The following is a 21,497-nucleotide window of genomic DNA, read 5'->3' on the forward strand; positions in this document are numbered from 1 at the left end:
GCTATAGTCCGATTGTGGCAGCCGGGAAAGAGTGCGAACCGCGCGGTTTCCGCAATTCTGGCGCAAAGCGCGGCCACACTGCGCAAAACGGCTGAAGGAGAACACCATGCGTTTCGAAAGGCTGATCATTCCTGCCGCATTGGCAGGACTGCTGGCGACTCCTGCGCTCGCCGAGGATGCCAGCCGCTACAAGCTGGAAAAGACCAATGACGGTTATGTGCGCATGGACACGCAGACCGGCGCGATGTCGATCTGCAACGAACGCGACGGCCAGCTGGTTTGCCGTGTCGCCGCCGACGAACGCACCGCTTTCCAGGACGACATCGACCGGCTGCAGGGTACGGTCAAGTCGCTGGAGGAGCGAGTGACCAAACTTGAGAATTCGCTGACGGCGCGGCTGGAATCCAAACTGCCGTCCGAAGAGGAATTCAACAAGACGATGGGCTACATGGAGCGTTTCGTGCGTGGCTTCATGGGCATCGTCAAGGACATGGACAAGGAAACCGATCCTGCCAAGCCGAACCTGCAGAAGACGTGATCCGGATCATCCGGACCGGGTCCGTTCATAGAGATGCACCTCCGCGTCGCCACCGTGGTGGCGCTCGCGGAGGCGGAAGCCGTGTTTCTCCAGCAGCCGGATGGATTTCGTGTTGGCTTGGTCGACCGTTGCCAGGACGGTCGCGACGCCGCGTTCATCGGCAAAGCCGACCAGCGCCTGGACGATTTCATCGCCGAATCCACGTCCCCAGTTCGCGGCAGTCAGCCCGTAGATGATCTGCTCGGGGCCGTCTTGCGGACGCGCGTATCCGGCCCAGCCGATCAGCTGTCCGCTCGAACGGGCGATCACCGCACCCGTTCCGTAGCCATGGCGCTTCAGGTTTTCGCCGGACCTGGTCACCCAGAGTTCCGCATCCTCGCGCGACAGCGCTTCGCCGTCGCCGACATAGCGGGCAACATCCGGATCGGAGAAGACAGAAACCAGGGAGGCCGCGTCCGAGGGGACGAAGGGGCGGATCGTCAACCGCGGGGTTTCAACCATTCCGTCCAGGATCATGCTGTTCCTCGGCGTCCAGTCCCGGCCAGCCAGGACTGGCGGCGGCGAGTGGACTATTACGCCGTTTGCGGCAGCGATGTCTGTTGGAAAACTGCCGCCATGGTCTTTGTCGCTTGAAAACGCCGGCCGCGACCGCATAATCCGGTCCGCTTGATCCTGCGGGAGGAGGATCGGAGCTTCATCCTGAATCGAAGTCGGCACTGCAGAATGTGGATGTGCGGAGAGGATGACGCGACGAAGCAAGCAGATGGGACGGAATGCCGGTCGTCTGATCGTATTTCCGTTTCGGGAGCGTGGAGGACCATTTGCCGTCAGGCTACAGCTTCGTCATCGCTGACGATCACCCACTGTTTCGCGGTGCCCTCAAGGCAGCGCTTGCCGGCGTTGGCGACGTCGGCGCCATTCACGAGGCGGGTGACTTCGAAAGCGTCAAGGCGCTGGTCACCGCCAATGAGGATATCGATCTCCTGCTGCTCGACCTGTCGATGCCGGGTGCCAGCGGTCTTTCGGGGCTGGTGGCGTTGCGCGGCATCCATCCGTCGGTGCCGATGGTCGTGGTCTCCGCGCATGACGACCCGGTCACAATCCGCCGTGCATTGGAGCTTGGCGCTTCCGGTTTCATCTCCAAGTCGGCAAGCATGGAGGAAATCCGCGAAGCGGTGAAAGCCGTGCTTGCCGGTGATATCTCTGCACCTGCCGGCATTGATCTCGGCGTCGAACGCGATCCGGAAATCTCAGATCTCATCAAGCGCCTGCAGACGCTGACCCCGCAGCAGACGCGGGTGCTCGGCATGCTGGGCGCGGGTCTTCTCAACAAGCAGATCGCCTATGAGCTCGGTGTCTCCGAAGCCACGATCAAGGCCCATGTCTCGGCGATCCTGCAGAAGCTCGATGTCGACAGCCGCACGCAGGCCGTGATCCAGTTGTCAAAGATCGGCACCGACCCGCTGCAGGGCGGCGGCTGACCGGTCGATCATTCCGCTGCCGGTGCCAATGGCTTCACGCGCGCCATCATGGTGCGCAGCGCTGCCGGTTTGACCGGCTTGTTGATGACTGGAACATCGAGTTCGGCTGCCGCCGTGCGCACTTCGCTGGTGCGGTCCGCCGTCACCAGCACCGCCGGTATGGCGTCGCGATAGTGGCGGCGCAGCCGGACGATGACCTCCAGCCCGGTTTCTCCATCGAGATGGTAGTCGGCGAGGATAAGGTCCGGCTGCGGTGCGCTTTCCGCTCTCGCCTGGAAATCAGTGGAGCCGGAGAAGGTCGTGACCGCACAGCCCCAGCCTTCGATCAACAGCCGCATGCCTTCCAGGATGCGGGCGTCGTTGTCGATGCAGGCGACCGTCAAGCCGGCAAGCGTCGAGCCGGTGCGGGAGATCGTGCGTGGCTTGATCTCCGGCGCTGCCGCCGCAGCTTCCGCCACCGGCAGCACGATCGAGAAACGCGTGCCCTTGCCCTGGTTCGAGAACAGCCTGATCTCGAGGCGCAACACGCGGGCGATACGGTCGACGATGGAAAGGCCGAGGCCGAGGCCCTGCGCCTCGCGCGCGCCTTCGTCCAGCCGGGTGAATTCGCGGAACACCGTGTTCAGCTTGTCGCCGGCGATGCCGATGCCGGTGTCGATCACCTGCACTTCGGCCAGGTCCCCGCGCCGTCGCACGCCGACGAGGATCTGGCCCTTGCGGGTGTATTTGATGGCGTTGGAGACCAGGTTCTGGATCAGCCGGCGCAGCAGGTTGCGGTCGGTGGTCACCGACAGCGACGACGGCACGATGGTCAGCTTCAGCTGCTTTTCGGCTGCGAGCGGCTTGAAGTCGGTGCCGATCTGGCGAAGCAGGCCATCGAGGCGAAACGTCGTCTCTTCCGGCTTCATCGCGCCGGCATCGAGCCGCGAGATGTCGAGCACGGCACCGAGGATGGTTTCGACCGATTCCAGCGAGGATTCGATATTCATCGCCGCTTGCCCCGCGACACCCTTGCCGGCCTTTTCGATCAGCGAGGCGCAATAGAGCCGGGCGGCGTTGAGCGGCTGCAGGATGTCGTGGCCGGCGGCGGCCAGGAAGCGTGTCTTGCCGAGATTGGCTTCCTCGGCGAGCATCTGCGCCTGCGCCAGTTCCTCGTTGACGCGGGTGAGCTCGGCGGTGCGGCTTTTGACACGCTGTTCCAGCGATTCATTGGCGCGCTTCAGCGCAAGGTCGGATTCCACGCGTGCCGAGATGTCGGCATAGGTGGCAACAAGTCCGCCATCCGGCATCGGATTGGAGCGGAGTTCCAGGATGCGGCCGCTGTTCTTCAGCTCCAGTTGCCACGGGCCGGCGAAACCGGCCAGCCGATCGAGTACGGTCAGCCGCGTCTCCTGCGGGATGTCACCGCGATCGGCTAGATGGCGCAGAATCTGGTCGAGCGACACGCCGACCTGGCCCATATCGTCGGGCAGATCGAACAGAGCGCGGTATTGCCGGTTCCAGCAGATCAACCGGAAATCCGGGTCGAACACGGTGATGCCTTGCTCCATCTGGTCGAGCGCGATCTGCAGCAGGTCTCTGTTGTGCTGCAGCGCCTCGGTGGCGTCATCGAGCAGTCGGAAAGCATCCCTGGATTCGCGGTCGTTGCGACGGAACAGAAGCGACAGCACCAGCCGTGCCGAGGACGAGCCGACGGCGCTCGCCAGCAACTGCTCGGAAAAGCGGATGACCTCCATGCTGGCCTGCTCGTTGCCGTGCAGCGAGATGCTGTTGTCGCGTTCGAAACTCTGGAACGACCGCTCGGTGCGTTCGACGCCGAGATAGCGGCCGATCGTGTCCTTGAGGTCGTTTACTGTCGTGGCGGTTCGGAAGCGGCGCAGGCTGGGCATCGGGCTGGCGTCGCGTGGTACGAAAATCGCCGCCTGGATGCGCTCCAGCGGCACCGAGACCCGCGACAGCGAGCCCAGCAGGAAGAACAGTGCGTTGATCGACAGGCTCCACATGACGCCGTGGTTGAGCGGTTCGGCAACCGTGCCGAACAGCGCCTGCGGACGGAGCGCCTCGATACCGAGCAGGCCGTTGACGACGATGAAATTGTCGGGGGCGGCGAGCGAGGGAAACAGCAGCGTGTAAGCCCAGATCGCGATGCCTGCCACCATGCCGAGCGCTGCGCCACGCCCATTGGCGCGACGCCAGATCAGCCCGCCGATCAGCGCCGGCGCGAACTGCGCGATCGCCGCGAACGACATCAGGCCGATCGAGGAGAGGCGGGCGCTGTCGGTCGAGGCGCGGTAGTAGAGGAAGGCGATGAACAGCACGATGAAGATCGAGCCGCGCCGCACATTGAGGATCAGCGTTGACCAGTCCTCGTTTTCCGATGCGCTGTTCTTCAGCACACGGCGCACGAACAGCGGGATGACGAGATCGTTGGAGATCATGATGGCGAGCGCGACGCTCTCCACGATGACCATTGCCGTGGCCGCGGAAAGACCGCCGATGAAGGCGGCCATCGCCAGGCCATCATGGCCGCCGAGCAGCGGCAGCGACAGGACATAGAGATCGCTCGAGGTGCGGTCGCCGACGACGGTCAATCCGGCAAGAGCGATCGGCAGCACGAACAGGTTGATGGCGATGAGGTAGAGCGGGAATACCCAGGTTGCGGTGCGCAGTTCACGCAGGCTGCGGTTCTCCACGATCATCACGTAGAACTGCCGCGGCAGCATCACGATGGCGAAGGCGCTCAGCCCCGTCAGCACCAGCCAGGTGGCAAGCGAGGTGCGGTAGCTCATTGCCTGCTGCACCTGGGCATTGGCGCCGAGCCTGTCGAGCATGTCGCCCGGGCCGCCGAACACCAGGAAGGTGACGAGCAACCCGATGGCCACGAAGGCCGCGAGCTTCACCACCGATTCCACCGCGACCGCAAGCACCAGCCCGTCCTGGTGTTCGGTGGCGTCGGCATGGCGCGTGCCGAACAGCACCGCGAACACCGCCAGCAGCATCGCCACGATGAGCGAGATGTCGGACACGAAGGGATCAAAGGAGGGCGGTGAGCCGGAATAATGCTCGACCATCAGGCTGACCGAGCCGGAGATCGCCTTGAGCTGCAGCGCGATGTAGGGCACGGCGCCGATGGTGGCGATCAGCGTGGCGATCGCCGCCACGGTGAAGCTCTTGCCGTAGCGAGCGCCGAGGAAGTCGGCCACCGAGGTGATCTTCTCGGCCTTGGCCAGCCGCACGATGCGTGACAGCAGCGGGTAGCCGAACATGAACAGGAGCACCGGGCCGATATAGATGCCGAGGAACTCCCAGCCGCGTTCGGACGACAGCCCGACCGAGCCGAAGAAGGTCCACGACGTGCAGTAGATGGCGAGGCTCAGCGCAAAGATCAGCGGCCGTGGCCGGCCGGGGCCGCTCACGGCGGCGCGCCGGTCGCCAATGCTGGCAACCGCGAACAGCAACGTCACATAGGCGAGCGCTATGATGACGATGAACCAGCCCTGCACGCCGTCTCCTTGTATCGTTGTGTCGATGGCGCTTCGAGGCAACCACAGCTTCGCCGGTGTGTCCATTACGACCTTGGGTGCGGACCGTCACGGAGGCGCCTCAACCCTGCGTTTCGTTTTTGCTCGTGCTGCGGTGTGTTTTTGTTATTGTTTCTGCGAATCGGCAGAGAGGCCGGTTGCCGAGGGTCGTGGCGCGGCGCCACGAAAAATGGAGGACAAAATGCTGAAAGAATTTCAGGAGTTCATCTCCAAAGGCAATGTCATGGATCTGGCGGTCGGTGTCATCATCGGCGCCGCCTTCAGCAAGATCGTCGACTCGCTGGTCAACGACATCATCATGCCGATCGTCGGCGCGATCTTCGGCGGCCTCGACTTCAACGACTACTTCTTCGGTCTGTCGTCGTCGGTAACGGCCACGACGCTCGCTGAAGCCAAGAAGCAGGGTGCCGTCTTCGCTTATGGCTCCTTCATTACCGTTGTGCTCAACTTCCTGATCCTCGCCTGGATCATCTTCCTGATGGTCAAGACAGTGAACAACATGCGTCGCCGTCTCGAGAGCGAAAAGCCGGCCCCGGCGCCTGCAGCGCCGCCCGCCGACGTCGCGCTGCTCACCGAGATTCGCGACCTGCTCGCCAAAAAGTAATTTTTCCGTCCTTCTGGACCAAGAACCCGGTCGCTTGCGGCCGGGTTTTGCTGTTTTCGGACCTGGGCAAAAGCGATAGCACTTCAGGCTTAAAGATATGGAACCTGGTATGCATTTGTTCGAGACCTTGCGCGCGGAAGCGCGCGCCGCGCCTGAAAGCGGCATTGTCGCCGTCATGAACCATGGTCGCGCCCGTGACGGCATGATCCCGCTGTGGGCAGGCGAGGGCGATCAGCCGACACCTGCCTTCATCGCCGATGCCGCCAGCCGCGCGCTTGCAGGGGGCGAGACCTTCTACACCTGGCAGAAGGGTATCCCGGAAGTGCGGCAGGCACTCAGCCACTATTATGAGCGTCATTTCGGTAGGAGTTTCGCGCCGGAGGAATTCATCCTCACCGGTTCCGGCATGCATGCCATCCAGCTTGCGCTCGATGCCGTTGCTGGCAAGGGCGACGAGGCGATCTATCTGTCGCCGGCCTGGCCGAACTTCGCTGCCGCCGCCGGTATCAGCGGCGCCGTGCCGGTGCCGGTGGTGCTCGACCTCACCGATAATGGCTGGACCTGCGACGTCGAGAAGATCGCGGCGGCCATCACGCCGCGCACGCGGGCGATCTTCGTCAACACGCCATCGAACCCGACCGGCTGGACCGCCGACCACGACACCCTGCGGGCGATCCTGGAACTGGCGCGGGCGAGGGGCCTCTGGATCATCGCCGACGAGATCTATGCGCTGTTCCACTATGATGGCGGCCGGGCCCCGTCGTTCGTCGACGTCATGCGCGATGACGATCGCATCCTCTTCGTCAACAGCTTCTCGAAGAACTGGTGCATGACCGGCTGGCGCGTCGGCTGGATCAAGACGCATCCCTCGCTGCAGCAGGTATTCGAGAACCTGATCCAGTACTCGACCTCGGGGGTAGCGCAGTTCATGCAGCGCGGCGCGGTCGCGGCCCTCGACCAGGGTGACGCCTTCGTCGTCGGCCAGGTTGCGCATGCACGCCAGGCGCGCGACCTTGTCTGCGATATTCTCGGCCGGACCGGCAAGATACGCTTCGCAGTGCCGCCCGGCGCTTTCTACCTGTTCTTTTCGATCGACGGGCTGAACGATTCCCGCGCCGCCGCCTTCGACATCGTCGACCATGCCAATGTCGGCCTGGCGCCGGGCACGGCCTTCGGAGCCGGCGGCGAGAAATTCCTCAGATTGTGCTTCCTGCGTCGACTGGACCAGCTTGAAGAAGCCGCGACGCGCATCGCGGACTGGACGCAGCGCTTGTAATTTCGCGCAAGATTGTTACGAGCAATATTATTACGTGCCTCTCAGCAGGCGACATTTGCCGCTCCCGACGGAAGGCTTGAGGAAAGTACGCCAGATGACTGCCCAGACGACAGCAAAGCCGCGCATTGAACTGATACCGCATGCCTCGCCGACTTCGCCGGAAGCGCGCGCCGCGCTGATGGCAAATCCCGGCTTTGGCAAGGTGTTCTCCGACCACATGGTCACGATCACCTGGAGCGTCGATCGCGGCTGGCACGATGCACAGGTCCGCGCACGCGCACCATTCGCCATCGACCCGGCGGCGGCTGTGCTGCACTACGCCCAGGAAATCTTCGAAGGCATGAAGGCCTATCGCACTCCGGACGGGCTGGCACTTTTCCGTCCGGAAGAGAATGCGCGCCGCCTCAACCTGTCGGCCGAACGCATGGCGATGCCGTCCATCCCGGAAGACCTGTTCATCGAAGCAGTCGAGACGCTGGTTCGCACCGACGCCGCCTGGGTTCCGGAAGGCGATGGCAGCCTGTATCTGCGCCCCTTCATGTTCGCCAGCGAAGCCTTCCTCGGCGTGCGCCCGGCCACCGAATACATCTTCTGCGTCATCGCTTCGCCGGTCGGCGCCTATTTCAAGGGCGGCTACAAGGCGGTCAGCGTCTGGGTGTCGGATGACTACACACGCGCGGCACCCGGTGGCACCGGTGCCGCAAAATGCGGTGGCAATTATGCCGGCAGCCTGATCGCCCAGGCTGAAGCCACCCGCAACGGCTGCGACCAGGTCGTCTTCCTCGACGCGGCGGAGCGCCGCTGGATCGAGGAGCTTGGCGGCATGAACGTGTTCTTCGTCATGGACGACAAGCGCATCGTGACCCCGCCGCTCGGCACCATCCTGCCCGGCATCACGCGGGCTTCGATCATGAAGCTCGCTGCCGAGGCCGGCTACACGGTCGAGGAGCGCCTCTACGGCTTCGACGAGTGGCAGGCCGATGCCAAGAGCGGCAAGCTGCGCGAGGCGTTCGCCTGCGGCACAGCTGCCGTCATCGCCGGCATCGGCACGGTGAAGTTCCGTGAAGGCTCGTTCTCGATCGGCAACAGCGGCGACGGCGAGGTCACCTCGCAGCTGCGCGCCAAGCTGGTCGGCGTGCAGCGCGGCACCGTCAAGGACGACCACGGCTGGATGCGCAGCATCTGACACCGCTCGACCGCTGCATTGCGGTCCTGTTTCCGGAATTGCCTGAAAAACCAAGTGCCGGGGGGCTGCTGTCAAGCGGAACCACCCCGGGGGGCGTTGCATGCCTTGCTGAAGTGTTGGAACTAACAAGATGTCGTTCATCCCAAGAATCATCGTGGCCCTGGTGGTCGCGCTCATCGTCGGTTTCGGCTTCATGTATTACGACAAGAAGACTGGCGCCGAATGGGTGGTCTCGCCTGAGCAGATCGCTGCCGGCAATGGCTCGGTCGAAACCCGCCCCGGCACGGTCGCGGTGCGTGCGATCCGCAGTGAGATCGCCGACGTGCTGCCCTACAAATGGGCCATCAGCGGTATCCTCGTGGGTGGGCTGGCCTTCTTCATGCTGCGCCGCAGGAACGCCTGATCCGAACCGGGCGACGCGGTCAGGAGCGACGGTTTCTGAAGGAGGAGCAGCGCTCTAGCGCATGACCCCGAAAATCGATTCCGATTTTCGGAAAGGAGGGGTGGCATGCGCCACCCGTCATGCGCCAAATCAATGTGTTAGAGCGACCTTTGCGCGTCCGAAAGGACGCGCGGCGCTCTAGGGCGCCAGCCGCACGGTGATCGCTGCGTTCGGGGCGGACAGCTTCTCCGCGAGACTTCGGGCAGTTGTCGTATCGAAGCCGCTGACCGTGATCTCGCCTTGCAGGATAGGCTCACGAACAACTGGTTCCAGGATCACGGTCTCGCCGACCAGAAGCTGTGTCTTGCGTCCGATCGCTGCGCTGGTGAAATCGCCGAAAGCCTTGGCGCCGTCCGGTGTCAGGACGATGCTCACGACGGTTTCCCCATAGAACGGGTCCTTGGTGGTTTCGGCCTTCGCGATCCTGAGTGAGATCGGGGCAATGGTTTTTGCCGGTTCTGCCGCAGCTTCTTGCTGTGTCGGTGCGCCTGATTTGCCGCTGAACCCTTCCAGGTTCAAGGGCTGCGTTGTGGTCTGTCCCAGTGGGCTGACGCTCTGAGCCGAGACGGTCTTCGCCTCCCATGCCGGTGGCTGAGGCAAGGTCGGCAACTGATCGTCGCGCCAGATATGGGTGACGATTGTGAGCTTCGTGCCGGCACTGTCCACGGTAACGCTGTCCAGGGCTTCCACGGTCGAGCCGTCCTGCAGCGACACGACCAGCGTCAGGTCGCGGGACTTCTGCGGGCTTCGGACCCGCGTCATCTGCTCTTCCGTCAGTTGTTTCGCGCGTTCGCCGAAGCCCGCGATGATCTTTTCGGTCGGCGCCTTCGTCGCCGCCTGGAGGGCCGCCGGATCGAAACTCTGCAGCATGTTGAAGGTGGCAATGCGCCGGGCGCTGTCGGTCGACACCAGCTTCCATGCCGCTGTCGCGGGAACGATCCCGTCTCCGATGCTTTCGTCGCTGTTTGCGCTCCATGCACTGCCGACTTCGAGGGTGGCATCCTGCGACGCCTGACCCAGGCTGAGAGTGATCACTTCCGGGACAAGGACGTCGACGACCTTGAGCGGATTGTCCTTGACCGCTTGGACCATCCGGCTGGCGACGCTGTCGGCTGGTACCGTGGCGCCGCTTGGCCCCGGCGCGGCGACGAGGCTTTCCATCTGGGCGACGATCTGGTCGGCTCCCACCAGTGCCGTTGGATAGCCTGTAAGGTTCGTCTCGAACTCCAGCTGCTGCAGGCCGTAGGCGGCAAGCGAATTCGCATACTGGGGGTTCATCGCATAGGAATCCGCAGCGCTTTGCGCTGCCGGCGGCAGCGCCGCCGAGAGCGCCCAGCGCATCCGCATCCCCTTGTCATCGCGCGAGATCACAGCGGTCTGCTGACGGAAATCCCCACGCATCACCATCGAAGCCGCTTCCGGTTTGTCGAACCACAGCGACATGTCGGTCTCGGTCGTCTTCTCGATGCGATAGGTTGCGACCTTGCCGATTTCCGGCTGGTAGCGGGGAATGGCGATGGTTTCTCCGGCCTGCGCCATGTCGGTGACGATCATGAATGCCAGAGCAAGCGGTATCAGCGGCCACGGGCGTCTGTAGCGGTCGTCAATAGTAAGAACTGTCATCGCGCATTCCATTCAACGCCCCGCTCGCAACCTAGGATATCGATCCCTGGCAAGGAAGGGGCCGATATGGATTAGAGCGTTTCCGTTTCTCACGGAGACGCGGAAACGCTCCAAGTCTTGATTTACGCAATTCCGGACGGAAAACCGCTACACATTTTTCCTGGATTGCTCGGATCTCCGTCGCTGTCATTCCGTTTCCAGTGTGCTGATGCGCACCCTGCCGATGCGACGCTTGTCGAGTGAGATGACTTCGAAGCGCCAGCCGTCCGCCTCGAGCACCTCACCCTCCTTCGGCAGGTAGCCGAGTTCGGTGAGGATGTAGCCGGCGAGCGTGGCGTAGCGGTCTGCATCATCGACCATGTCGTGATCGATGGCGTTGCTGAGCTGGCGGATGTCGATGAAACCGTCTGCCAGCCATGATCCGTCGTCCTGGCGTTGCAGCACGGCTGCCTCCTCGTCCATGTCGGGAAATTCGCCGGCGATGGCTTCCAGGATATCGGTCGGGGTGGCGATGCCTTCGAGCGATCCGTGCTCGTCGACGACCATGGCCATCTGCACTGGCGAGCGCCGCAACTGCTCCATGACGGTGAGCACGTCGGTGGTTTCGTGCACGACCAGCGGTTGCCGGGCCATGCGCGTCCAGTCGATCCGTTCGCCATCGAGCAGGGCGCTGGAAAGGTCCTTGGCCACAGCCACGCCGACAAAATCCTCGACGTTGTCGCGGGCGAGGATGACGCGGCCGTGCGTGAGCCTGCGGATGGTTGCGCGCAAGGTCTCGACATCTTCGTTCAGGTTCAGCCATTCCAGTTCGTTGCGGGGCGACATGATCGAGGAGACCGGGCGCTTGCCAAGGTCGAGCACGCCGCGGATCATCTCCGTCTCTTCGGGCTTGAACAGTTCGTCGCGCCTGGTCTGCTCGGCGATCACGTCGACAATCGTGCCCAGCGGCTGTTCGCCGACACGGCCGCCAAGCAGCCGGAGCACGGCCTCGGAGGTCCGCTCGCGCAGGTCGCCGGTGCTGATGACCTTCTCGCGGTTGCGGCGGCCGAGCTGGTTGGCCGCCTCGATCAGCACCGAAAAGCCGATCGCGGCATAGAGATAGCCCTTCGGAATGTGGAAGCCGAAGCCTTCGACCACCAGGCTGAAGCCGATCATCAGAAGGAAGCCGAGACAGAGGATGACCACGGTCGGGTGCCGCGACACGAACGCCATCAGTGGCCTGGAGGCGGCGATCATGACGGCCATGGCCACGCAGACGGCTGTGATCATCACCCACAGTTCGTCAACCATGCCGACGGCAGTGATGACGCTGTCCAGCGAAAACACCGCGTCGAGCACGACGATCTGGACGATGACTTGCCAGAAGACGGCCTGGACGATCCTGCCTTGTTTTGGCCTGTGGTCACCCTCCAGGCGCTCGTGCAGTTCCAGCGTGCCCTTGGCGATCAGGAAGACGCCGCCGAGAATGAGGATGATGTCACGACCCGAGAAGGAGAACGTCGCGATCGAGAACAGCGGCTGCGTGAGCGTGACGATCCAGGAGATCGAGAACAGCAATGCGATGCGCATCAACAATGCCAGCGTGAGGCCGATCACGCGCGCTTTGTTGCGCTGATGCGCGGGCAGCTTGTCGGCCAGGATTGCGATGAAGATGAGGTTGTCGATGCCGAGCACGATTTCGAGGACGATAAGGGTGATGAGGCCGGTCCAGATGGCTGGATCCGCGAGGAGTTCCATTGTTGGTCCTAAGGGTTGTTGGGTGAACGCAGAAAGCCCCCGGTGGGATCACCGGAGGTCGAAACGAAGCAAAGTGGATGAAGGGATGGACAGAGGCAGCTGATTCCGCATCGCGGAACCAGCTGCCTTCGGTGTCGACCGTCGCTTGTACTGTCGCCGTCGTCGGGCAAGAGTGTGTAACTTCCTGTTACGAATTTCTACGACGCTATCCTAGCAGCAACATATTGACTTCGAAAGCCCGGTCACCCGACGGTGCTGCCGCCCAGGAAACGTGGCGCGCCTGACGGAGATATCAGAAAGAGAAACGTATCTGCAATGAGCAACACCACCCCCATCGCCTCAACGAATCCCGGTTTTACGATGGCGGATTTTCTGAGCACTTACCGCTATTGGGCACTCTTTTTCGCTTCGCTTTTCGTGGCCTTTGGGGCGGAAGGGTTGAACTTCTTCCTGCCCCTGGTTTCGAATCTGGCCGGAGTAAGCTCCGAAAATGTAGGGATATTCTTTCTCGGCACCATCCTCGGTTTGGTCGTCGGCTCCTTCGCGGCATTTATCGTGGCGCTAGGCCACGCGAGGGCGGCGATGATTTTGCCCATCCTCGTCAGCAGCCTTGTCACGGCGGGGGTTCTGGCGATGCCGGCCGTCCTGGGATCGATGGTGCTGCTGTTTCTGTTTGGAGTGGCCGTGGGAACGGTGCGGGCCGTTCTCCCTCTCGCGAGCGCGATCATTATTGTCGGCGGACGACCGGGCAAGCTCGATTTCGCCAGCGTTCTCGTTCTGATGTTGACGACCATACTGGTGTCACACTTTGCCCCACTGGGTTCGGGGATCTTGTCCGTCTTCGATAAGAGCGGGTTGTCGATCGTCTGGGTCTACCTGGGCTGCCTTGTCCTTACAATATTGGTTCTGCTGCCGGCTCGACGCCTCGATTTCGATGGCGCCCCACGCCATCGTCACCAGCCGCTGCCGCCACGCCGGCGATCGCCTGCCATGGTCGCCGCCATCCTGCTGGCACCACCGATCCTGTTCCTGCTGATGGGACTTGCCGCCCGTTTCCTGCAGGTGCCGACATTCGGCAATGCTGGCCCGCTCGCCCTGGTCCTTTCGTTTCTGCTGTTCTGCGCCACGGTGGGGGCGGTCATCTACCTTGCTTACTGGGTTTATCATATCCATGGCGAACTGGCGGGGGCACAGGCTTCGCAACGGCTGCTCACGCCGCGCGCTGCCACGCTGATTGCGATCCTTGCGCCGTTTGGACTGCCAATTCTGCTGGTGACCCTTGGCGATCTTCTCAACGATCGCGCACACGACAAGGGGCAGGGGGCTTCGGTTTCATTGCCCTGGCTGGCGGTGGCGGGCTTCCTTCTGCCGCCGCTTGCCATCGCCCTCGTACAGAATGCCGCAAACAGGAGCTACGCGGGCGGTAACTGAAGCAGTTCATCCCAGCTTCTGGAACCGTTCACCGTTCCGGCGGCAGACTGCTGCGTGCGTTTCCTGGAATGCTCCGGAGCTCAGCCGCCGGACTTCGGCACCAGCAGCGGGATGATGCGCTCGCTCTCGGTGACGGCGGGGCGGCCGGTAGACCCGTAAGGTATGCCGAGCGCATCCCAGGTCTCGACAAGCGCGTCGCGCAAGCCGTCGATCAGAGTGTCGTCATGGAACGGCGTCGGCGTGATGCGCAGCCGCTCGGTGCCGCGCGGCACGGTCGGATAGTTGATCGGCTGGATGTAGATGCCGTGCACGCCGAGCAGCCGGTCGCTCGCCATCTTGCAGAGCTCGGGTTCGCCGACCAGCACCGGCACGATATGCGTGGCAGAATTCATGACCGGCAGGCCGGCGTCGGCCAGCACCCGCTTGGTGCGGTCGGCCTGGCGCTTCTGGCCGTCTCGCTCGACCTGCGAGGCCTTGAGATGACGAATCGAGGTCGTGGTCGCGGCAGCGATGGCAGGTGGCAGCGCAGTGGTGAAGATGAAGCCCGGTGCGTAGGAGCGCACCGCGTCGATGACGGCACGCGGGCCGGTGATGTAGCCGCCGAGCGTGCCAAACGCCTTGGCGAGCGTGCCCTCGATGATGTCGATGCGGTCGACCAGGCCCTCCTGCTCGGTGATGCCGCCGCCATGCGGGCCATACATGCCGACAGCATGAACCTCGTCGATATAGGTCATGGCGTTGTATTTGTCGGCGAGATCGGCGATCGCCTTGATCGGCGCAATGTCGCCGTCCATGGAATAGACGCTCTCGAACACGATCAGCTTGGCGCGTTCACGCCCGGCGCTCTGCAGCAAACTTTCCAGATGTGCCACATCGTTGTGGCGGAAGATCTTCTTCTCGGCACCCGAGCGACGGATGCCTTCTATCATCGAGGCATGGTTGAGTTCGTCGGACAGGATCAGGCAGTTCGGCAGCAGGCGCGCGATGGTCGAGATGCCTGCCTCATTGGAAACGAAGCCCGAGGTGAAGACCAGCCCGGCCTCCTTGCCATGCAGGTCGGCAAGTTCGAGTTCGAGTTCTACCAGCGGGTGGTTGGTGCCGGAAATGTTGCGGGTGCCGCCGGCACCCGTGCCCATGCCGCCTGCAGCGGCCTGCATGGCGGCGATGACATCGGGATGCTGGCCCATGCCGAGATAATCATTCGAGCACCAGACGGTGATTTCCTGGGCGCGGCCATTGGCGCGCCAGATCGCGCGCGGAAACTTGCCCGCGATGCGTTCCAGGTCGGCGAATACCCGATAGCGGCGCTCCGCATGGAGCTGGTCGATCGCTTCCTCGAAGAACCGCTGATAGTTCATCTGTGCTTCCCAATTTGCGCCCGGATCATAGTCATAGGCCCGTTCGGCGTCCATGGACCAGCTTTGGTCAAAATGCCACGCCTTGAACCAAATCTAACGAACACGGTCTGTGAACTATTCCCTTGATGTGGATCAAAGGCCGCTTCGAAAAATTGGCAATGCCGTCACATTGCTTCTTAAGGCTTTCCGGCTAGCGTCTGCAACAATCCAGCAGATGAGACAGTTTGCGGATTTTTGAGGGGAGTGGGCCGTATGGCCGTGTTGGTGACGGGTGGTGCCGGTTATATCGGCAGCCATATGGTCTGGGAACTGCTCGATGCCGGCGAGGAGGAAGTGGTCGTCCTTGACCGGCTGTCCACCGGCTTCGACTGGGCGGTAGCGCCTGAAGCCACGCTCGTGGTCGGCGATGTCGCCGACAAGGACCTCGTCGCCAGGATCATTCGCGAGCACGGGATCGATTCGATCATTCATTTCGCCGGTTCCATCATCGTTCCGGAATCCGTGGCTGATCCGCTGGCCTATTACGAGAACAACACCTCCAAGACCCGATCGTTGATCGAAGCGGCGGTCCGCGGCGGGGTGCAGAACTTCATCTTCTCCTCGACCGCGGCGGTTTATGGCGGCAGCCGGCTGGAACCGGTGACCGAAAACGCTGTCACCATGCCGGAATCGCCCTACGGCCTGTCGAAGTTGATGAGCGAATGGATGTTGCGCGACGCCGCCGCCGCATACGGCCTGCGTTATTCGGCGCTGCGCTATTTCAACGTCGCTGGCGCCGACGCCAAGGGCCGCACCGGACAGGCTTCACCGCGTGCGACGCATCTGATCAAGGTGGCCTCCGAGGTGGTGATCGGCAAGCGACCTTCGCTGGAGGTTTTCGGCAACGACTATCCTACCCCGGATGGAACCTGCCTGCGCGACTATGTCCATGTCAGCGATCTCGTCACGGCGCATCGACTGGCCCTGCAGCGGCTGCGTGCGGGGGCGGGCAATCTCGTCGCCAATTGCGGCTACGGCCACGGCTATTCGGTGCTCGAGGTTATCGAAGCCGTGCGTCGCGTCAGCGGCAAGGATTTTGCCGTCGCCATGGGAGCGCGTCGTCCCGGGGATGCGGCATCCGTCATTGCCAATGCCGACCTTGCCCGGGCTGAGCTGGGCTGGACGCCGCACCGTGACGATCTCGAGTTGATCGTGCGCGATGCGCTCGCGTGGGAGCGCATCCTGGCGACCAAGAACTCCGCCCGCGGCTAACTTCCGTAAACATCTGGACCATCAGGTCGAGGCTCGAAATGCGGGCCGATTGCCGTTATGAGGACCGCCGGCAGGTGGGTGCGTCAGGCAAGCGGTCGCTGGTCGGTTTTTGGGGAGACGGTTTTGAAGATTGTGGTACTGGGCGCCGGCGTTGTCGGCACGGCAGCAGCTTATTACCTGGCCAGGGACGGTCACGAGGTCACCGTGGTGGAGCGCCACGAGACGGCGGCGCGGGGCACCAGCTATTCCAATGCCGGCCTTGTTTCGCCCGGCGATGCGACGGCCTGGGCTTCGCCGGCGGCACTCAAGACCTTCCTGCGGGCGCTCTACAACCATGATCTCGGCATCAAGGTCCGGTTGCGCTTCGATCCTTATTTCTTTGCCTGGAGCCTGCGGTTCCTGCGGCAATGCACGCAGGAACGGCTGCGTGCCAACAGCGAGGTGAAGCTGCGGCTGGCGCTCTATTCGCGCGACTGCATCAACGCGCTGCAGCAATTCACGGGCGTCAACTATGATGAGCGCCGCCGCGGCATCCTCTATTTCTTCCGCACGCAAAAGAGCCTCGAACACGGCACGTCGAACTACGAATTCCTTGCGAAGCATGGCCTGCCGATCGAGATCGTCGACCGTGACCGGCTGGTCGAACTCGAACCGGGCCTTGCCGGTGCCAAGGACAAGATCGCCGGCGGTGTCTATTCGCCGATCGACCAGACCGGAGATTCCCGTCAGTTCGTCGAGAACCTCGCTGCTTTTGCCGCCGAGCGGCTCGGCGTGAAGTTTCTGTTTGGTGCCAATGTCGAAGGACTCGACATTGAAGGCGACACCGTTCGCAATGTGGTGACCTCGCAAGGCTCGGTCTCGGGCGACGCGGTGGTGATCTCGATGGGCCCGGAAAGTGGCCTGCTTGGCCGCCGCTACGGCATCGACCTGCCGATCTATCCGGTCAAGGGCTACACCGCGACGGTGCCATTGGAAGATGAGAGCAAGGGGCCAACCATGGGTGGCGCCGACGAAGATCAGCTGATCGCCTATTCAAGGCTAGGCAACCGGCTGCGCATCGCCTCGACGGCGGAATTCACCGGCTTCGATCGCTCCTATCGTCCGCGCGATTTCGCCGCCATGTTCAGGACCGCGAAAGATCTGTTCCCGGGTGCGTTCGACGAGAACAAGGCCGAGCTGTGGTCGGGTCTGAGGCCGATGATGCCGAACTCGGTTCCGGTCATCGGTCGCGCCAAATACAAGAACCTCTATCTCGACACGGGGCACGGCCATGTCGGCTGGACGATGGCCTGCGGCTCGGGCGCTCTGCTGGCCGATCTTGTGGCTGGCCGCAAGCCGGAGATCGACCCGCAGGGGCTGGTTTACAAGGGTTAAGCCGGGGCAGGACATGCCATCGCGGGCGATGGCGTTGAACCGCTCAACGAAACTGGTTGAGAACCCCTCAACCGCCCGACCTTCACCTCGACTTCCGGGTTTTGCCGGGAAATGATCTGCGTCCGGGCAACGCCCGGTAATGTACAGCGAGGTTGCCTTGTGACGGCGGGGGTGTGATGCGGCGTTTCTGGAAGTCTGTTCTCGCGGTACTGGTGCTGGTGCTCATCGCCGGGCTCGGATTTTTCTTTTTCGTGCTGCCGGGGCGTGTCGAGCAGGCGATGAACGGCGTGATCAATCCGCCGCCCTATGCCGCTTCGGACCGGGCAAAGGCGCTGCATGAGACGCTCACCATCGCCGATCTGCATGCCGATCCGCTGTTGTGGGGGCGCGATCTCCTGTTGCGGGGTACTCGTGGCCAGGTCGACATTCCGCGCCTGGACGAGGGCAACGTCGCCTTGCAGGTCTTTGCCGTGGTCAGCAAGTCGCCGCGCGGCCAGAACATCGAGCACAATGACGGTTCTACCGACAACATCACTTTGCTTGCGATCGGCCAGCGCTGGCCGATTTCCGCGATCTTCAGCCTCAAGCAGCGCGCGCTCTACCAGGCCGCCAGGCTGAACGACATGGCGGCGCGCTCGGACGGCCATTTCGTCGTCATCCGGTCGAAGCGCGACCTGCGCCGTTTCCTCGATCGCCGCAAGGTTGAGTCAGGGCTCGTCGCTGGCCTGCTCGCCATAGAGGGCGCGCAGGTGCTGGAAGGTGATCCGGCCAATGTCGATGCGCTCTTCGACGCCGGTTTCCGTATGATGTCGCCGGCGCATTTCTTCGACAGCGAAATGGGCGGTTCGGCGCATGGCGTCGACAAGGGCGGGCTGACCGACAAGGGGCGCGAGATGGTCCGCCGCATGGAGGAAAAGGGCATGATCCTCGATCTCGCACATGCCTCGTCGGCCACGATCGAAGACGCGCTCGCCATCTCGACGCGTCCCGTCGTCATCTCGCACACTGGCGTGAAAGGGACCTGCGACAACAACCGCAACCTGTCCGACGACCAACTGAAGGCGCTGGCGGCCAAGGGTGGGCTGATCGGCATCGGCTACTGGGAGACTGCAATCTGCGGCAAGGACGCAACCGCCGTCGCCAGGGCGATCAAGCATACCGTCGATGTTGTCGGCATCGATCATGTCGCGCTCGGCTCGGATTTCGACGGCGCCGTCACCATGCCGTTCGACACGACGGGACTTGTCCAGATCACCGACGCGCTGCTGGCAGCCGGATTCAGTGACGAGGACACCGGCAGGGCGATGGGCGGCAACGAAATCCGCTTCCTGCTCGAAAACCTGCCGAACTGAGGCTCGGACGCCCGCTCCGTTTCGTCCTCCGTCGTTCCGGAATGGATCCCCGACACTCTTCAGTCGCTTCGCTCCTTTTGAGGTCGAGGATGACGGAGTTGTGTTTGCATCTTCGCCAATCACCAGTGTGGAGCCAACGCCGACAATTGGCGCTGGCGATACATGAAGTCCGTCATCCTTGACCTCGGAGAGAGTGGAGAGTGTCGGGGATCCAGCCGGAACGCCGACGAATGCGCAGCAGTCCAGACCGGCTTCGTCCTTGCCGCTTGTTGTGCCGATTATTTCCCGCACATGGCGCCTTGCGTCGAAACGGTTTTGAGGCGAGTCATTGGTCCCGTCGTGAATCACCACTCTGGGGCGGGGGTATCTCTGGAGAATGGTCATGCAACCAATCCGCCATGTGCTGATATCCGTCAGCCTTGCTGCAGCGCTTGCCTTCGCGCCGCTTGCGCCCGCCATCGCCGCCTCGCCGGCGCCGGCCAAGGGCGAAAACGGCATGGTCGTCACCGCGCAACGCCTGGCCACCGAAGCCGGCGTCGAGGTGCTGAAGAAGGGCGGTAATGCCGTCGATGCGGCCGTCGCCGTCGGCTATGCGCTCGCCGTCACCTATCCTATCGCCGGCAACATCGGCGGCGGCGGTTTCATGACCATCCGCTTCAAGGATGGCAAGACGACCTTCCTCGATTTCCGCGAGCGGGCGCCGCTCGCCGCCACCAAGACCATGTATCTCGACAAGGACGGCAACCCGATCAAGGGCGCCAGCCTCGATGGCTACCTGGCCGTCGGTGTACCAGGCTCGGTCGCGGGGCTTGAGATGGCACGTGAGAAATACGGCACCTTGCCACGCGCCGACCTGATGGCGGCGGCGATCCGGCTCGCCGGCGATGGTTTCACGCTGGAACAGGGCGATGCGGCCGCGCTCGCTTCCGACGCGGAAAGGCTGGCCAAGGACCCAGCTGCTGCCGCCATTTTCCTGAAGCCGGACGGCAAGCCATTCGGCATTGGCGAGAAGCTGGTCCAGCCGAACCTTGCCGCCACGCTTTCGACCATCTCGGAAAAGGGAGCCGATGCCTTCTACAAGGGCGGTATCGCAGACACCATCGTCGCTGCTTCCAGCGCCAAGGGCGGCATCCTCGCCAAGGCGGATTTCGAACAATACCAGGTTCGCGAACTGGCGCCGATCACCTGCAACTATCGCGGCTACGAGATAATCTCGTCGCCGCCGCCAAGCTCCGGCGGCGTCATCATCTGCGAAATCCTCAACGTGCTCGAAGGCTACCCGATCGACTATCTCGGCGCCGGCTCGGCCGATACGGTGCACCTGATGGCCGAGGCAATGCGCTATGCCTATGTCGACCGCAACTCGGCGCTTGGCGACCCGGACTTCGTGCAGAACCCGGTCGATAAGCTGCTCGACAAAGGCTATGCGGCGGGCATCCGCGCCAAGATCGATCCGTTCCGCGCCGGCGTCTCGAAGGACCTGATGCCGCAGGGCTTCGGCGAGAGCAAGGAAACGACGCATTATTCGATCGTTGACAAGGACGGCAACGCGGTTGCGGTCACCTACACGCTGAACGGCGCTTTCGGCGCTGGCGTCGTGGCCGACGGCACCGGTATCCTGCTCAACAATGAGATGGACGACTTCACCAGAAGCCTGGCGTACCCAATCTCTACGGGCTGGTGCAGGGCGAGGCGAACGCGATACAGCCGAAGAAGACGCCACTGTCCTCGATGAGCCCGACAGTTGTTGCAAAGGACGGCAAGCCGTTCATGGTCATCGGCAGCCCGGGCGGCTCGCGCATCATCACCATTACCTTGCAGGCGATCCTCAACGTCATCGACCACGGCATGAACATCCAGGAAGCGATCGATGCCCCGCGCATCCACCATCAATGGCTGCCGGACACGCTGTATGTCGAACACAACGGCCTGTCGCCAGATACCCAGAAGCTGCTCGCCGGCATGGGCTACAAGCTCGACATCACGGAAGAGGGCAAGACCTGGGGCCAGGCGGCCGGCATCCTGATTGGCGGCCGCAGCCTCGGCGAGATCCGCAAGGGTGGCGGGGCGCGGTACAACGGCGCCATCGACAGCCGTGCGGTTGCAGGAGAAGCGCAGGGTTACTGAGGGGTGCAGCAGTCCCCTTCTCCCCTTGAGGGAGAAGGTGGCCCGGAGGGCCGGATGAGGGGTGCCGGACGGAGTGCAACTTCCCGATTTCAGAACCTATTGTTATATAGGTATAATTCTTTTCGCTCTCGTTTCTTCCAACACCCCTCATCCGTCTCGGCGCTGTGCGCCGATC

At 62.9% G+C, this 21,497-nt stretch carries 15 protein-coding genes and 1 pseudogene; 11 read left to right on the plus strand and 5 right to left on the minus strand.

The window, feature by feature from the left end; all coding sequences use genetic code 11:
- The first annotated feature begins 106 nt into the window (after positions 1-106).
- Entirely contained in the window at positions 107-538 is a 432-nt protein-coding gene (locus tag C1M53_RS23480; protein WP_129414431.1) for a hypothetical protein, read from the plus strand.
- Between the two features lie 6 nt (positions 539-544).
- Here the strand turns inward: C1M53_RS23480 and C1M53_RS23485 are convergent, their stop codons facing one another.
- Positions 545-1,054 (minus strand): GNAT family N-acetyltransferase, encoded by a 510-nt coding sequence (locus C1M53_RS23485; RefSeq protein WP_165358223.1) that lies wholly within the window; start codon positions 1,052-1,054, stop codon positions 545-547.
- A 305-nt stretch (positions 1,055-1,359) separates the two neighbouring features.
- On the opposite strand from C1M53_RS23485, the gene C1M53_RS23490 reads away from it, so the two are divergent.
- A complete protein-coding gene (locus C1M53_RS23490) occupies positions 1,360-2,019 on the plus strand; it encodes a response regulator transcription factor (protein WP_129414433.1) in 660 nt (219 codons plus the stop codon).
- 8 nt (positions 2,020-2,027) lie between these two features.
- On the opposite strand, the gene C1M53_RS23495 is transcribed toward C1M53_RS23490, so the two are convergent.
- On the minus strand, positions 2,028-5,522 hold the full coding sequence (locus C1M53_RS23495; protein WP_165358224.1) for a PAS domain-containing hybrid sensor histidine kinase/response regulator: 3,495 nt from the start codon (positions 5,520-5,522) through the stop codon (positions 2,028-2,030).
- A gap of 220 nt (positions 5,523-5,742) precedes the next feature.
- Here C1M53_RS23495 and mscL point away from each other — a divergent pair, with 220 nt between their 5' ends.
- The 4 genes from mscL (at position 5,743) to C1M53_RS23515 (ending at position 9,030) form a co-directional block, all read left to right on the plus strand.
- Complete coding sequence (gene mscL / locus C1M53_RS23500) at positions 5,743-6,165, plus strand: large conductance mechanosensitive channel protein MscL (protein WP_129414435.1); 423 nt, start codon at positions 5,743-5,745, stop codon at positions 6,163-6,165.
- A 109-nt stretch (positions 6,166-6,274) separates the two neighbouring features.
- Positions 6,275-7,441: a pyridoxal phosphate-dependent aminotransferase gene (locus C1M53_RS23505; RefSeq protein ID WP_129414436.1), complete on the plus strand. Its 1,167-nt coding sequence runs from the start codon at positions 6,275-6,277 to the stop codon at positions 7,439-7,441.
- 94 nt (positions 7,442-7,535) lie between these two features.
- Entirely contained in the window at positions 7,536-8,627 is a 1,092-nt protein-coding gene (locus C1M53_RS23510; RefSeq protein WP_101935159.1) for a branched-chain amino acid aminotransferase, read from the plus strand.
- Between the two features lie 130 nt (positions 8,628-8,757).
- Complete coding sequence (locus C1M53_RS23515; RefSeq protein ID WP_129414437.1) at positions 8,758-9,030, plus strand: hypothetical protein; 273 nt, start codon at positions 8,758-8,760, stop codon at positions 9,028-9,030.
- 177 nt (positions 9,031-9,207) lie between these two features.
- Here the strand turns inward: C1M53_RS23515 and C1M53_RS31770 are convergent, their stop codons facing one another.
- Positions 9,208-10,692, minus strand: coding sequence for a hypothetical protein (locus C1M53_RS31770; RefSeq protein ID WP_165358225.1), 1,485 nt, complete (start codon positions 10,690-10,692; stop codon positions 9,208-9,210).
- Between the two features lie 186 nt (positions 10,693-10,878).
- Positions 10,879-12,429: a TerC family protein gene (locus tag C1M53_RS23525; protein WP_129414438.1), complete on the minus strand. Its 1,551-nt coding sequence runs from the start codon at positions 12,427-12,429 to the stop codon at positions 10,879-10,881.
- 315 nt (positions 12,430-12,744) lie between these two features.
- Here C1M53_RS23525 and C1M53_RS23530 point away from each other — a divergent pair, with 315 nt between their 5' ends.
- A complete protein-coding gene (locus tag C1M53_RS23530) occupies positions 12,745-13,860 on the plus strand; it encodes an MFS transporter (protein WP_129414439.1) in 1,116 nt (371 codons plus the stop codon).
- An 80-nt stretch (positions 13,861-13,940) separates the two neighbouring features.
- On the opposite strand, the gene hemA is transcribed toward C1M53_RS23530, so the two are convergent.
- A complete protein-coding gene (gene hemA, locus C1M53_RS23535; protein ID WP_129416333.1) occupies positions 13,941-15,218 on the minus strand; it encodes a 5-aminolevulinate synthase in 1,278 nt (425 codons plus the stop codon).
- Positions 15,219-15,470: 252 nt separating this feature from the next.
- Here hemA and galE point away from each other — a divergent pair, with 252 nt between their 5' ends.
- The 4 genes and pseudogenes from galE (at position 15,471) to ggt (ending at position 21,322) form a co-directional block, all read left to right on the plus strand.
- Positions 15,471-16,469: a UDP-glucose 4-epimerase GalE gene (galE, locus tag C1M53_RS23540; RefSeq protein ID WP_129414440.1), complete on the plus strand. Its 999-nt coding sequence runs from the start codon at positions 15,471-15,473 to the stop codon at positions 16,467-16,469.
- A gap of 123 nt (positions 16,470-16,592) precedes the next feature.
- A complete protein-coding gene (locus C1M53_RS23545) occupies positions 16,593-17,843 on the plus strand; it encodes a D-amino acid dehydrogenase (RefSeq protein WP_129414441.1) in 1,251 nt (416 codons plus the stop codon).
- Positions 17,844-18,019: 176 nt separating this feature from the next.
- Positions 18,020-19,195, plus strand: a complete 1,176-nt coding sequence (locus tag C1M53_RS23550) for a membrane dipeptidase (RefSeq protein ID WP_129414442.1) — start codon at positions 18,020-18,022, stop codon at positions 19,193-19,195.
- Between the two features lie 382 nt (positions 19,196-19,577).
- Positions 19,578-21,322 (plus strand): annotated as a pseudogene (ggt, locus tag C1M53_RS23555) (gamma-glutamyltransferase).
- Positions 21,323-21,497 lie beyond the last annotated feature (175 nt).

The organism is Mesorhizobium sp. Pch-S, from assembly GCF_004136315.1.
GTDB lineage: Bacteria > Pseudomonadota > Alphaproteobacteria > Rhizobiales > Rhizobiaceae > Mesorhizobium.